We start from the raw sequence: 12,521 nt of genomic DNA on the forward strand, positions 1-12,521 counted from the left end.
TTTTTGAAAAGCGTTAAGCTTATTCACGTCGCAGCGTCACGGTGGAGGAGCTCTGATGCTGGCTCAGAAACGACCCGATTTATTGAACGGCTATCTTCCAGTTGTCTTGGCCGGTGGGCGCGGAAAGCGTCTCTACGAGCTTACCGAAGAGAGTTGCAAACCTGCCCTGCCCTTCGGAGCTGGCGGCCAGCGATTGGTGGATTTCACCCTTGCTTCGCTGCGTGCTGCCGGGTTCACGCGGGCGATCATCGCGACGCAATATCGTCCCGCGCCGCTGATCCGGCACCTGCGCGACAGATGGGCGGATGCCTTCCCCGACGGGCTGCTCATCCGCGATGCGACGCGGCTCTCGCGCGGCGGCTATCGCGGCACGGCCCATGCGCTTCTCGCCAATCTCGACCTGCTCGAGCGCGAAGGCGTGAGCGACGTTCTGGTGATGCCCGCCGATCAGATTTGCGACATCGATCTGCGTCCGTTCATCCAGCGCCATCGCCTGAGTAACGCGCCCGCGACGCTGGTCGCCGCAACGCTCTCATCCTCGGATGCCGAGCATCATTCGGTGCTGGAAGTCGCGCGGGACGGGCATGTCAGCGCGCTCACCCATCGCCCGAGTGCGCCCGCCGAGATCGGCGAAAACTCAGGGCGCAGTTTGGTCGCGACGGGGATCTACCTCTTCAAGACAGCGTGGCTGCGCAAGGAACTGCCCGAACTGTCTCGGGGCCGGTTCGATATTTCGATCGAGGCCGACCTGCTGGAAGCCGCGCTGCGCGAGAAAGCTCTGCAAGCCTACCGTCTGCCGCGCAGCGACACCGGCCGCGAAGCCTATTGGCGCGATATCGACACGCTCGACGACTATCGCTCTGCGCTTCTGGATTTCGCGGCGCCGCAAGGTGGCACGACACGGGGAAGCCCGCCGCTGAGCTGCCTCCATCTCGAGGCGCAGCCGGGCGTCATCGGGGTCGGACGGCGCTCCGCGTTGACGGCAAAAGGGGCCGTCTCGCGCGATTGCCACCTGACCGATACGCTGCTGGCACCCGATGTCTCGTTGCCAGCCGGAACGATCGTGGAAGGGATCGGGCGCACGAATATGCGCTGGTTCCGCCGCAGCGGCGACACCAACCTGATCACGCAGGCGATGGTCGATCGCTCCAGAGAGCGGCTGCACTAGGTACCATTTCCGAGACGCTTTCGGGCGCGGACCTTCAGCGGTCCGCGCCTTTTTCAGTCCCGTGCTATTCCACTGCCAGCCTGACACCGACCTCTCCCGGCGGCAGGTCGTCCGGGGCGAAATCGACCTCGGGCGCTGGCTCCGAGAGCCCCGCCATGCACATGCGATAGAGCTCTTCGTAACGGTCGACCATCCGCTCCACACCGAAGCGGGCGACCGCCCGGTCGCGCACGAATTGTCGGTCGCAGGTCATCGCCTTGCGCGCGGCACTGGCAAGCGCGGACACGTCGCCTGTGGGAACAATCACGCCCGCCTCGCCCACGACTTCGCGCACCGCGCCGGAATCAAAAGCGGCGACGGGCACGCCGCAGGACATCGCCTCGGCTGCGGCGAGCCCGAAGGGCTCATCCCAGACCGGCGTGAAGAAGCAGACCGACGCCCTGGCGACCTCGGCGCTCAGGTCCTCCGCCGTCAGATTGCCACCATAGGTGATCTGCGACCCGAGATAGGGGGCGATGGTGTCGTCGAAATACGCACGATCCTCGATTGGCCCGTAAATCCGCAGCGGCAGCTCCGCGATCCGCGCGGCCTTCACGGCCTCCGCGGTGCCCTTGTTGGGAGTGATGCGCCCGAACCAGACCGCCGAGCCATCGGCATGAGGGCAGAAGCCCCAGACACCGGTGTCGATCCCGTTTGGCACGACATGGAAGGACAGGTCGCAGTCGGGCTTGGCCCAACGCTCTCGTTGCGCCCCCGTGCAGACGGTGAAACGACACCATGGCGCGCGGGCTTCGTGGACGGCGTCGCGCAGCGTCTCGAGGGGCGGCACATGCAGGGAGGTCAGCATCGCGATCCGCTCCCGCCGTGCCAGCCGCGGCGGATAGCGGTGCAGCGAATTGTTGTGAATGATATCGAAGCCACCCGTCTCCAACTTCTGCAGGATGCCCGCGAAGGCGCTGTCGAGATGGGTATCGGGCACATCGGACTCGCGGCCCCCTTTCGACGGATAGGCGCTGTCGACATGGTGCTCCGTGACCGGATACAGCTCCACCCCTTCAGGCGGCTGACTGTCGCCCGACGCAAACAGTGTCACCTCATGCCCTCGCGCGACGAGGGCGCCTGCGAGCGCGTAGGAATGGGCCTCCATCCCACCCATGAAGGGCGCCGAAATGGGGTGACGAATTGGGGAAATGATAGCGATGCGCATGTGCCTCCCTTCCCGGAAACGCATGGGCTCCGGGCGATGAACGGGCTGTTTCGGTAATGGGACTTCAATCGTATCGTGTAGGGGAACCAATGGGTGCGACGCTTGTTCCTGCATCGCCGAGCCGATCGTGCAGAAAGTCTCGGCTGTTGCCCGATTTCCCCCCGGGGGTCGCGCGCGTCAGTACCCGTCGAGCGGCAGCTTCATGTCGATGATGAGCCAGCCATCCTCATAGCGGCGCTCTTTCTCGGCGCGCAGTTGCATCGCCGAGGCGAGGATCAGGCGTGAGCCGAAGCCCTGTTCGGCGGCCGCGTCGTAATCCGGGACCTGCTCTTTCCAGGTGAGGTGAACACCGTTCTCATAGGGCTCCCACGTCACATTGATCTGGCCGTCCACAGATCTCAGCGCGCCGTATTTAGCGGAGTTCGTTACCCATTCATGCAAGATCAAGGCCAGCGAGGTCAGCGCCCGCGCGGGGATCATCACCTCTGCGCCAGACAGCAGAATGGTTTGCTCTGCGCGCGCCGGCGCAAGCACCCGCTCCAACAGCCCGCCGAGCGCAACCGGCTGGGTGCTGTCCGTTCGCAACATCATGGAATGCGCGCGGTCGAGGGCGGTCACGCGGCCGCGCAACTCGTCCAGCATCTCCTCCTTGGTTTCGCTCGCGCGGGCCGCGCTGGAAATCATTGCGGAGACGAGCGCGAACAGGTTCTTGATGCGGTGGTTCATCTCGGCGAGGTGCAGCTCGCGCTCGGCCAGCAACTCCTGCTCGGAGGTGATGTCGAAGCTGACCCCGATGACTTTGCGCTGGTCCGCCTGCTCGCGGTATTTTCCGACGCCACGGATCCAGCGCTGCTCGCCGGAGGGAAGGGTGATCCGGAAGACCTCGTCATAAATGTCGCCATCGCTCACAGCACTGTCGAGCGCCTCGAAAACGCGCGCGCGATCTTCTTCGACCACCCGCGTCCGCACTGCGTCCTGCAGGTCCATCTCTCCCTCGGAGATGTCGAAGAGCAGACGACACGGCTCGTCGATTACCAATCGGCGCGCCTCGACCGAGAATTCCCAGCGGCCGATCCCGGCAATGCCGAATGCGTCCTCGAGGCCGATGGGGGGAAGCGACATGCTGGGGAAACCTCGGTACTGACGATGTGCGGGGGAGGATGAGCGGGGCGCGGAGCCGAATGGCCCGGCCCGACACAGTGACCTTTCCCCCGACTGAGTCAACTGCTGTAAACCGCCAGCCCCCGGTACCTATGCCCCCGGCACGGCTCAGACTTCCTGAAGTTCCTTGGTTTCGCCGCGACGACGGCGCGCAAGGGCCTCAACGCCGGATCCGCCCCGGAGGCTTAGACCGCTGCGAAAAGCGGCGCCCCGATATAGGAGCCTTTCGGCGCGGCAGGCGGCACCCAGAACAGTCCCGACCCGGTGTGGGAGATGTATTCATTCAGCAGATCCGACGCGCCGAGCCGCCGTTGCAGCGCCTCGAAATGCGCTGGATCGTTCTGGTAGCTGATAAAGAACAGCCCCGCATCGAGCCGTCCGACCGCATTCAGCCCGCCGGTGAAGTTGTAGCCGCGCCGCAGGATGCGGATGCCGTCATTGGTTTCATGCGCCGACAGCCGAATATGCGCATGCGTCGGGATCACCGGCTCGCCTTGCGCGTTCTTCGCCTTGAAATCGGGCGTATCGAATTCGTCCGTGCCGGTCAGCGGCGCGCCGGTGAGCTTGTGCCGCCCGAAGACGTCATTCTGGTGGCTGACCTGCGCGTTGTCCCAGTTCTCGATATGCATCTCGATCCGGCGCATCACCTGATAGGTCCCGCCATGCTGCCAGTCGGGACCGTCATTGGCCCAGACATGCTGCGCGAGCTGCTCGGGCGTGGTGATGTTGCGGGTGCCGTCGCGATAGCCAAAGAGGTTGCGCGGCGTTTCCTGCCCTGCCCCAGCCGAGGCGCGCCCGAAGCCGAGTTGCGTCCAGCGCACCGTAGCGGCCCCGGTGCGTTTCGCGATCCGCGCGAGGATGCGCACCGCGTGATAGGCGACCTGCGGATCGTCGGCGCAGGCCTGCAGCGAGAGATCGCCACCGCTGATCTCGGGGCGCAGCGCGTCCGAGGGCAGATCGGCCAGTGGGCGCAGATGCGGCGGGGCTTTCGCCGCCAGCCCCATCTCCTTGGAGAAGACGCGCAGGCCAAGGCCCACGGTCACCGTCAGACCCGCCGGGCCAAGCCCCAGCGCCTCGCCGGTCTCGAGCGCGGTGGCTGTCTCGCGGTCGGGCTCTGCCGGACCGACCGGCTGCCCTTCCATCATCAGCCCGATCGAGGCCGACCAGCGCGCGAGCAGCACCTGCAGCGCGCGCGGATCGGACCCGGTCAGGTCGAAGGCCATGGCCATCAGATGCTGCTGCGGCGGCGTGGCGATCCCGGCCTGCGGCCCGGTCCCGTAAAAGGCGTAGCGCCTCTGGTCCGGGTCGGGCATGGCGTCGGGCGCAACCTTGCCGGTCTCCGCCGCCTGCCCCGCCGTGGCGATAGTGCCGCCAAGCGCTGCCGCGCCCAGAAACAGCCCACGCCGCGACAGTCCTGCCGGTTTATCGTCTTGCCCGCGCATCATGGCCTCCTTCGTCTTCAGCTTGCCGTGGCGACTTTTTCAGCGATCCGCGACAGCGGCTCCTGCAGCATCTGGATCGCACGGCTCAGCTTCACCGCGTCGGATTTGCGCAGTTCGGCATCGTAGATCTTGTAGCCGCCCAGAGCGTCGGGATCGCGGTAGTCTTCGAGCATCGTCTGCACATCCGCAAAGCGCTGCGCGATGGTTTCGGCCACGTCCGGGTCGATCCGCTTCAGCCCCGGCTCGAGGAAGGCGAAGGCCTGATGCGCGCCTTCGATATTGGCCGCGAAGTCCACGAGGTCGATATGGCTATAGGCCTCTTCCTCACCGCTGATCTTGCCGCTTTGGACTTCTTCCAGAAGGGCCGCCGCACCATTCGCGAGATCTTCAGGGCGATACTCGATCCCGCCCGACAGATCGGCGAGCATCTTGACGTTCTTCACCAGCTCCGCGGCATGCGCCTTGGTCTCGTCGGTGATCTCACCACTCTCGAACAGGTCGCGCTCCACCGCGTGGAAGCCGTGCCAGCCGACCGCCGGGTCGAGGTTCGAGGCGCGCATGTCGATCAGGTAATCGAGGTTGCCCGAGTTATCGGTCGGGTCGGTGCCGGGAAGGACGAAGCCTTCGACGTCGGGTTCGATCCGCTCGTAGAACGGACGCGCCTGCGCATAGGCCGCCTTCGCGCCCTCCACGTCGCCTGCGTCCACTTTCGCGGCGAGGCGTTCGCTTGCCGTGACCATCGCGCCGACCATGCCTTCGACGTAATTGGCGTAGCCTGCGGTGCCTTCGTCCAGCAGATCGCCGATCGCGCTTTGTGCGCGCTGCTTGCTCTCACCGGTCACGGTGAAGGCCACGGTGTCTTCCGCAGCGCCCGGGCAGTAGATGCGATAGTCGCCACCGTCGAGCGTGACGGTGAAGCTCGATGCGGGCAGGCCGGGCGCGAGGTTCTCTTTCTCGCCGAGGATGCGGCTGTCCGACAGCAGCTCCAGCTCGGAGATCGCCGGGGCGGATTCATTCGTCACCCTGAAGGTGATCGGCCCTGCCGCCGCGCTGTCGTGATCGAGCACGCATGCGCCGCCATTCTCGCCCGTAAGCGTGATCGCGACCTGCGCAGCCCCGTTATTCGTGGGCGCATCGGCCAGCGCGGGCTGCGCGAAGAACGCGGTTGCGGCGAGAAGGGGGACAGCGCGGCGGCGCGCGCGGGACGACATGTTCATTGTCAGGCTCCTGTATTTGCTCTGCGGTTTTGGCTTGGTCAGAGGGACCTGGCGGGGAAAAACGGTGCGGGGCGCGCACGGGCGAGCGCAGAAGCTGCCAGTGCAAGCGCGATGAGGAAGAGGATCACGGGCAACTCTCGGGCCCAGAACTGATGCTCGATGCGGGCACGGCGCACGGCGCGCAGCGCATCGGCGGCCTCTTGCGCGGCGGCGGGGGCCATGACCCAGGCGCCGGTCGCCATGCCACCGGGGGCCATGTCGACGCGCAATGTGCGTGCCGTGGTCAGCCCACCACCCGAGAGGCGCAGCGTAACGGCACTACGGCCCTGCGCATCGAGAAGCGCATCGCCTGCGGTCCAGACGGTCACCTGTTCGAGTCGCGTCCACTCGGCCACGAAAGGCCCGGGGTTGCGCGCGGGACTGACGCCCACCGGCAGCCGCCCACCTGCAAGCTGCGCAAGCGTTGCGAGATCGATCTGACCCGGGGCGCCCGCAATTTCGGTTTGGGTCTGCACTTCGCGATGCAGGCTTGGCAGGCCCAGATGCCGCTCCGACGTGGCCTCGGCGCCCGTCAGATCGACGCGGGTCGCACCCATCTCCAGCACCTGTCCCCGCAAGCGCAGATCGGGCCCTGCGGAGGTGTCGACATCGCCTTCCAGCACACGCGGCGCATGATCAGGCAGCGTCACCTGCGGCTGAGGCCAAAGCGCCGCGATACCGACGGCCAATGCCGCGAAGGCGACCGCCAGCCCACCGCGCAGCCATTGCGCCGTGCGGGGATCGGGGCGCAGTGCACGCGGCCAATAGGTCAGCGCCGCGACCGGGATCAGATAGGCGATCCAGCCCAGCACCTCGATCAGGCGCGGATCGGCGGGAATGCCCAGAACGCCGGTGATCAGAGCCGAGCGCACCGTGCCGGGGGCCACGAGCCAGCTCAGATCGGCGATGCGCTGCTGACCCGCCAGCAACCAGCCCGCCTCATGGGCCGAGCGCAGCGTCTGCAGCACCAGCCCCGCCGCGACGAGGATCAGGAACACGCCGGTCCAACGGAAGAAACGCCCCAGATTGAGCCGCATCCCGCCCTGCGCAATCGCCCAGCCAAGCGCGACCGATGCCGCGAGGCCAAGCGCCGCGCCGAGGCCCGCCCAATGTCCGGTCTGCGCCCCCGAGATCGTGGCGAGCAGAAAGACGGCGGTCTCGAAGCCTTCGCGCAGCACGGCGAGGAAGGCCATCGCCGCCAGCGCGACCCGGCTCCCCTGCCCCAGCGCCGCATCGGCGTCGCGCTCGATCTGGCCCTTCAGACCTGCGGCGTGGCGCGTCATCCAGAGCACCATCAGCGTCACGAAGACGACCGCAACGGCCGCGATCACGCATTCGAGCTTTTCCTGCGCGCTATGCGGCAAAGCGGCCTCGACCAGCGCGAGCCCCGCGCCAACGCCGACGGCCAGCGCCACGGCGGCAGCGACGCCCAGCCACATCTCGGTCAAACGCTCGCCCCGGGCGCGCAGGAAGGCCGCAATGATCCCGACGATCAGCGCCGCCTCGAGCCCTTCGCGCAGGCCGATGATGAATGTTGCCAACATGCTGTGGGCACCCCGTCGATTCCCGAGTAAATTGATTGGGTATTCGTTAGTGGCGCAGATCGGCGGGCGCAACCCCTTTTCCGAGTAAATTGCTCGGATTCTTGAAGTCGCATTTCTTCGCCCCTACCGTTGCGGGCGATTTGCAACTTCCGCCATCTTGGGGCAATTCGTGCGGGTCGCCCTCGCAGCGCCGCGCAATCAGGCGGTCCGGCGCAGCGAAAGAGACACGATCCGGGCGCCTGAAGTGGCCCGCATGCAACAATTTCGGAGGCCGTATCTTGGCACAATCGCAAATCGGGCTGATCGGCCTTGGCACCATGGGCGGGATGCTCGCCCTCAATATCGCGGAAAAAGGCTTCGACATTTCGGTGTTCAACCGCACCACCAGCGTCACCAAGTCCTTCCATGAAAACGCGGGCGAGCTGGCATCGAAGATCACGCCCTGCGAAAATCTCGAAGACCTCGTGGCCTCGATCGCGAAACCGCGCGCGATCATCCTGATGGTCCCCGCAGGCGACCCGGTCGATCAGCAGATCGCGGCGCTGCGCGCCCATCTCGACGCTGACGATCTGATCATCGACGCGGGCAATGCGAATTTCCACGACACCGAGCGCCGCGCGGAAGAAGCGGCAAAGGCGGGGCCGCGTTTCCTCGGCATCGGGGTTTCGGGCGGCGAAGAAGGCGCGCGCCACGGGCCCGCGATCATGGGCGGCGGCGAGCAACAGGACTGGGACCGCGTGGCCCCGATCCTCAACGCGATCGCGGCCAAGTTCGACGGCACGCCCTGCGCCGGCTTCATGGGCAAGGGTGGCTCGGGCCATTTCGTCAAAGCCGTGCATAACGGGATCGAATATGCCGACATGCAGATGATCGCCGAGACCTATGGCGTGATGCGCGACGGCATGGGGCTGAACTCGCAGGCCTGCGGCGAGATCTTCGCGAAATGGGACGAAGGCGCGCTGAAATCCTACCTGATCGAGATTTCCGGCAAGGTCGCCCGCGCCACCGATCCCGAAAGCGGCGAGCCGATGCTCGACATCATCCTCGACCGCGCGGGCCAGAAAGGCACCGGCCGCTGGACCGTGATCGAGGCGCAGCATCTGGCGGCCCCCGTGCCGGTGATCGAAGCGGCCGTGATGGCGCGCAACCTGTCGTCGCGGCTCGATGCGCGCAAGCAGGGCGAGGACATGTTCGGCGCCGCTCCCGAGGCGCTGCCCGAGGGCGCGCTGAGCGCGGAGGATCTGGAGAACGCACTGATCGCGGGCAAGATCCTGTGCTACGCGCAAGGCTTCGAGCTGCTGCGCTCGGCCAATGCGCCTTTCGACTGGGACCTGCCGCTGCCCGACATCGCGCTGGTCTGGCGCGACGGCTGCATCATCCGCTCGGCGATGCTCGACGATATGGCGAGCGCGCTCAGCGAGTCGCCCGATCGCAACCTGATGTATGCGCCCTATTTCGCGGATCTGCTGAAGGCGCATCACGGCGCGCTGCGCAAGGTCGTCAGCATTGCCGCGGCCCACGGCCTGGCGGTTCCGGCCCTGTCGATGGCGCTGAGCTATTTCGACACGATGCGCACCGCGCGCGGCACCGCGAACATGATCCAGGGCCAGCGCGATTTCTTCGGCGCGCATGGGTTCGAGCGCACCGACCGCGAGGGTGGCGACTTCCACGGCCCCTGGGCGATGTAAGCGCGCCCGTTTGCTGAAAGATCACCGCCCGCGGCTCGCGCAGAGTCGCGGGCGGTTTCCGTTTCGCGGGGCGTCAGACGCCACGAACCATGCACCGCAATCACGAGTTCGTGTACGCCCCAACCGCGTCCGCCCCGCTTGATCCCCATCAAAGTCCTAAAGCACCGAGATCGTTACCCTCTGCGCATCCAAAACGGAGGCCGGGACTGCTATGACACGGGATTTCGAAGGTAAATCAGCTATCGTTACGGGCGCGGGATCAGGGATCGGCGCGGCAATCGCCACGGAATTGGCGGCACGCGGCGCCTCGGTCCTGCTGGCCGATCAGAATGCGGACGCGGCCAAGTCCGTGGCCGAGGAAATTCGCAAGGCGGGCGGCACCGCCGAGCCGATGGCGGTCGACGTCACCTCCGCCACAGAGGTCGAAGCGATGGTCGAGAAGGCCGTCGCGACCTTCGGCAAGCTGGATCTGGCCGTGAACAATGCGGGTATCGGCGGACCGCAAGTGCCGTTCGGGGAGTATCCGCTCGACGGCTGGAAGCAGGTGATCGACGTCAACCTGAACGGGGTTTTCTACGGGATGCGCTTCGCGATCGCCGCGATGCTGAAATCGGGCGGCGGCGCGATCGTGAACATGTCCTCGATCCTCGGCTCGGTCGCGTTCCCGAGCGCCTGCGCCTATGTCGCGGCGAAACACGCGCTTCTGGGGCTGACCCGGGCGGCGGCGATCGATCACGCAGCACAGGGCATCCGGGTCAATGCGGTCGGTCCCGCCTTCATCGAGACGCCGCTTCTGTCGGGGCTGGCGCCCGAGGTGAAGGACTCGCTGGTCGCGCTGCATCCGGCAGGACGGCTCGGCACGCCCGAGGAGGTCGCGGCGCTGACCTGCTTCCTGCTGTCGGATGCCGCGAGCTTCGTGAACGGCAGCTATCACCTCGTCGACGGCGGATATACCTCGCGATGAGCACGACGGAAGGGCGGATCATCGCGGTGCGCGGGCCGGTCATCGACGCAAGTTTCGATGGCCCGCTGCCGCCGATCCATTCGATCCTGACACTGACGGATGACGACATGCCGGGCAGCTTCGAGGTGCATGGCCATCTCGACGCGCATCGGGTGCGCGCCATCGCGCTGCAATCGACGCTCGGCCTGTCACGCGGGCGCAAGCTGCGCGCCACGGGCAAACCACTTGAAGTGCCCGTCGGCGAGGCCGTTCTGGGGCGGCTGATGGATGTGACGGGGGCGATGCGCGACGGCGGCGATCCGCTGCCCAAGGGCACACCACGCCGCCCGATCCACGGCACGCCGCCGCGCCTGTCGGGCAGCGGCGCGGTCACCGCCTTCGAGACCGGCATCAAGGTGATCGACCTGATGCTGCCGCTGGCTCGCGGCGGCAAGGCTGCGATGTTCGGCGGCGCGGGCGTGGGCAAGACGGTGCTGGTGATGGAACTCATCAACACGATGGTCGAGAAATATCAGGGCATCGCGATCTTCGCGGGCGTGGGGGAGCGCTCGCGCGAGGGTCACGAGATGCTCGCCGACATGACCGAGTCGGGCGTTCTGGCCCGCACGGCGCTGGTCTATGGCCAGATGAACGAGCCGCCCGGCGCGCGTTGGCGGGTGCCGCTGACCGCAGTCTCCATCGCCGAGGATTTCCGCGACCGCGATCACCGCAACGTCCTTCTGATGATGGATAACGTCTTCCGCTTCGTGCAGGCGGGCAGCGAGGTCTCGGGGCTTCTGGGCCGCCTGCCCTCGCGCGTGGGCTACCAGCCCACCCTCGCGTCTGAGGTCGCGGAACTGGAGGAGCGCATCGCCTCCGCCGCCGGGGCGTCGGTCACGGCAATTCAGGCGGTCTACGTGCCGGCTGACGATTTCACCGATCCGGCGGTGACCGCGATTTCGGGGCATATGGACAGCTCCATCGTGCTGTCGCGTCAGTTGGCCTCGGAGGGGATCTACCCCGCGATCGACCCGCTCGCCTCGTCCTCGCAACTGCTCGACCCCGAGATCGTCGGGGCGGACCATTTCCAGCTGGCGGGCGAAGCGCGGGCGCTGTTGGCGCGGTTCCGCGAATTGCAGGACATCATCGCGCTTCTCGGCGTCGAGGAGCTCGGCGCGGCCGACCGGCTGGCGGTGCGCCGCGCGCGCAAGCTGCAACGCTTCCTCACCCAGCCCTTTGTCGTGACCGAGGCCTTTACCGGCCAGACCGGGCGCTCGGTGCCGCTGGCCGATACGCTAGAGGGCTGCCGCGCGATCCTCGCGGGCGAGGCGGACGACTGGTCGGATCAGTCGCTCTACATGATCGGCGGGATCGACGAGGCCCGCCAGCGAGAGGAGGCCGCGGCATGAGGCTCACCATCGCCACGCCCCTCGAAATCGTCGTCGATGCCAAGGACGTCACCGCGATCCGCGCCGAGGACGAGAGCGGCGGCTTCGGCATCCTGCCCGGCCATGCCGAGTTCCTCACCAGCCTCAGCATCTCGGTCATCTCCTGGGTGGTCGAGGGCCAACGGCACTATTGCGCGGTGAAGGGCGGTGTTCTTATGGTCGAGAATGGAAGCGATGTCTCGGTCTCGACCCGCGCCGCGGTGACCGGCGATCTGTCCGAGCTGGGCGACACGATCCTGAAACGGTTTCAGGCCGAAGATGACGCCGCGAAGACCAAACAGGCCGACTCCACCCGGCTGCATCTGCTCGCGATCCGACAGCTGGTGGCGAGCCTCGACGGCGCGCAGGCTCGGAAGGATTGGACATGACCCAGCCGCCGGAAGACCCGGAACAGACGGAGGAGCCGATGGAGAGCGCCGCGCGCCGCCACGCCGCTCGGATCGAGAAAGCCCGAGAGGAGGGTGACATCCCGCTGGCAAGACGGCTGGGCCAGATCGGTGTGCTCGGGTGGATCGTCGTGCTGCCGATGCTCGCGGGGGCCGCGGGTGGCAGATGGATCGACCGGAGCGCCCAGTCGGGAATCTTCTGGACCGCCGCGCTGATGATGGTGGGGCTTGTCGTGGGGTGCTGGCTGGGCTGGCGCTGGGTGCAACAGCAATGAGCG

At 66.6% G+C, this 12,521-nt stretch carries 11 protein-coding genes; 6 read left to right on the top strand and 5 right to left on the bottom strand.

Annotated elements, in window-relative coordinates; genetic code table 11:
• Window positions 1-55 precede the first annotated feature (55 nt).
• A complete protein-coding gene (locus BMI91_RS04370) occupies window positions 56-1,168 on the top strand; it encodes a sugar phosphate nucleotidyltransferase (protein WP_078604071.1) in 1,113 nt (370 codons plus the stop codon).
• Between the two features lie 64 nt (window positions 1,169-1,232).
• Here the strand turns inward: BMI91_RS04370 and BMI91_RS04375 are convergent, their stop codons facing one another.
• From BMI91_RS04375 to efeU, 5 genes are all read right to left on the bottom strand, one after another.
• Complete coding sequence (locus BMI91_RS04375; RefSeq protein ID WP_158522084.1) at window positions 1,233-2,375, bottom strand: glycosyltransferase family 4 protein; 1,143 nt, start codon at window positions 2,373-2,375, stop codon at window positions 1,233-1,235.
• A gap of 177 nt (window positions 2,376-2,552) precedes the next feature.
• The gene (locus tag BMI91_RS04380; RefSeq protein ID WP_078604073.1) at window positions 2,553-3,497 is read right to left on the bottom strand and encodes a sensor histidine kinase; all 945 of its coding nucleotides are present in this window, start codon (window positions 3,495-3,497) and stop codon (window positions 2,553-2,555) included.
• A gap of 224 nt (window positions 3,498-3,721) precedes the next feature.
• Window positions 3,722-4,978, bottom strand: a complete 1,257-nt coding sequence (locus tag BMI91_RS04385; RefSeq protein WP_078604074.1) for a Dyp-type peroxidase — start codon at window positions 4,976-4,978, stop codon at window positions 3,722-3,724.
• 17 nt (window positions 4,979-4,995) lie between these two features.
• Window positions 4,996-6,195 carry an iron uptake system protein EfeO gene (gene efeO / locus BMI91_RS04390; RefSeq protein ID WP_208607940.1) on the bottom strand — a complete coding sequence of 400 codons (1,200 nt, stop codon included), beginning with the start codon at window positions 6,193-6,195 and terminating at the stop codon, window positions 4,996-4,998.
• Window positions 6,196-6,233: 38 nt separating this feature from the next.
• Window positions 6,234-7,778, bottom strand: a complete 1,545-nt coding sequence (gene efeU / locus BMI91_RS04395) for an iron uptake transporter permease EfeU (RefSeq protein ID WP_078604075.1) — start codon at window positions 7,776-7,778, stop codon at window positions 6,234-6,236.
• Between the two features lie 278 nt (window positions 7,779-8,056).
• On the opposite strand from efeU, the gene gndA reads away from it, so the two are divergent.
• The 5 genes from gndA (at window position 8,057) to BMI91_RS04420 (ending at window position 12,518) form a co-directional block, all read left to right on the top strand.
• Window positions 8,057-9,466: an NADP-dependent phosphogluconate dehydrogenase gene (gndA, locus tag BMI91_RS04400; protein ID WP_078604076.1), complete on the top strand. Its 1,410-nt coding sequence runs from the start codon at window positions 8,057-8,059 to the stop codon at window positions 9,464-9,466.
• A 211-nt stretch (window positions 9,467-9,677) separates the two neighbouring features.
• The gene (locus tag BMI91_RS04405; protein ID WP_078604077.1) at window positions 9,678-10,430 is read left to right on the top strand and encodes an SDR family NAD(P)-dependent oxidoreductase; all 753 of its coding nucleotides are present in this window, start codon (window positions 9,678-9,680) and stop codon (window positions 10,428-10,430) included.
• Window positions 10,427-11,818 carry a F0F1 ATP synthase subunit beta gene (atpD, locus tag BMI91_RS04410; RefSeq protein ID WP_078604078.1) on the top strand — a complete coding sequence of 464 codons (1,392 nt, stop codon included), beginning with the start codon at window positions 10,427-10,429 and terminating at the stop codon, window positions 11,816-11,818. The genes BMI91_RS04405 and atpD overlap by 4 nt, the downstream gene beginning before the upstream one ends.
• Window positions 11,815-12,225: a F0F1 ATP synthase subunit epsilon gene (locus tag BMI91_RS04415; protein WP_078545861.1), complete on the top strand. Its 411-nt coding sequence runs from the start codon at window positions 11,815-11,817 to the stop codon at window positions 12,223-12,225. The genes atpD and BMI91_RS04415 overlap by 4 nt, the downstream gene beginning before the upstream one ends.
• The gene (locus BMI91_RS04420) at window positions 12,222-12,518 is read left to right on the top strand and encodes an AtpZ/AtpI family protein (RefSeq protein WP_078604079.1); all 297 of its coding nucleotides are present in this window, start codon (window positions 12,222-12,224) and stop codon (window positions 12,516-12,518) included. The genes BMI91_RS04415 and BMI91_RS04420 overlap by 4 nt, the downstream gene beginning before the upstream one ends.
• Window positions 12,519-12,521: the final 3 nt, after the last annotated feature.

Source organism: Thioclava sediminum (assembly GCF_002020355.1).
GTDB lineage: Bacteria > Pseudomonadota > Alphaproteobacteria > Rhodobacterales > Rhodobacteraceae > Thioclava > Thioclava sediminum.

What these genes read in the sequence shown, in the direction of transcription:
- BMI91_RS04370 (WP_078604071.1), top strand. Translation starts at nt 56, where the DNA reads ATGCTGGCTCAGAAACGACCCGATTTATTGAACGGCTATCTTCCAGTT.
- BMI91_RS04375 (WP_158522084.1), bottom strand. Translation starts at nt 2,375, where the DNA reads ATGCGCATCGCTATCATTTCCCCAATTCGTCACCCCATTTCGGCGCCC.
- BMI91_RS04380 (WP_078604073.1), bottom strand. Translation starts at nt 3,497, where the DNA reads ATGTCGCTTCCCCCCATCGGCCTCGAGGACGCATTCGGCATTGCCGGG.
- BMI91_RS04385 (WP_078604074.1), bottom strand. Translation starts at nt 4,978, where the DNA reads ATGCGCGGGCAAGACGATAAACCGGCAGGACTGTCGCGGCGTGGGCTG.
- efeO (WP_208607940.1), bottom strand. Translation starts at nt 6,195, where the DNA reads ATGAACATGTCGTCCCGCGCGCGCCGCCGCGCTGTCCCCCTTCTCGCC.
- efeU (WP_078604075.1), bottom strand. Translation starts at nt 7,778, where the DNA reads ATGTTGGCAACATTCATCATCGGCCTGCGCGAAGGGCTCGAGGCGGCG.
- BMI91_RS04405 (WP_078604077.1), top strand. Translation starts at nt 9,678, where the DNA reads ATGACACGGGATTTCGAAGGTAAATCAGCTATCGTTACGGGCGCGGGA.
- atpD (WP_078604078.1), top strand. Translation starts at nt 10,427, where the DNA reads ATGAGCACGACGGAAGGGCGGATCATCGCGGTGCGCGGGCCGGTCATC.
- BMI91_RS04415 (WP_078545861.1), top strand. Translation starts at nt 11,815, where the DNA reads ATGAGGCTCACCATCGCCACGCCCCTCGAAATCGTCGTCGATGCCAAG.
- BMI91_RS04420 (WP_078604079.1), top strand. Translation starts at nt 12,222, where the DNA reads ATGACCCAGCCGCCGGAAGACCCGGAACAGACGGAGGAGCCGATGGAG.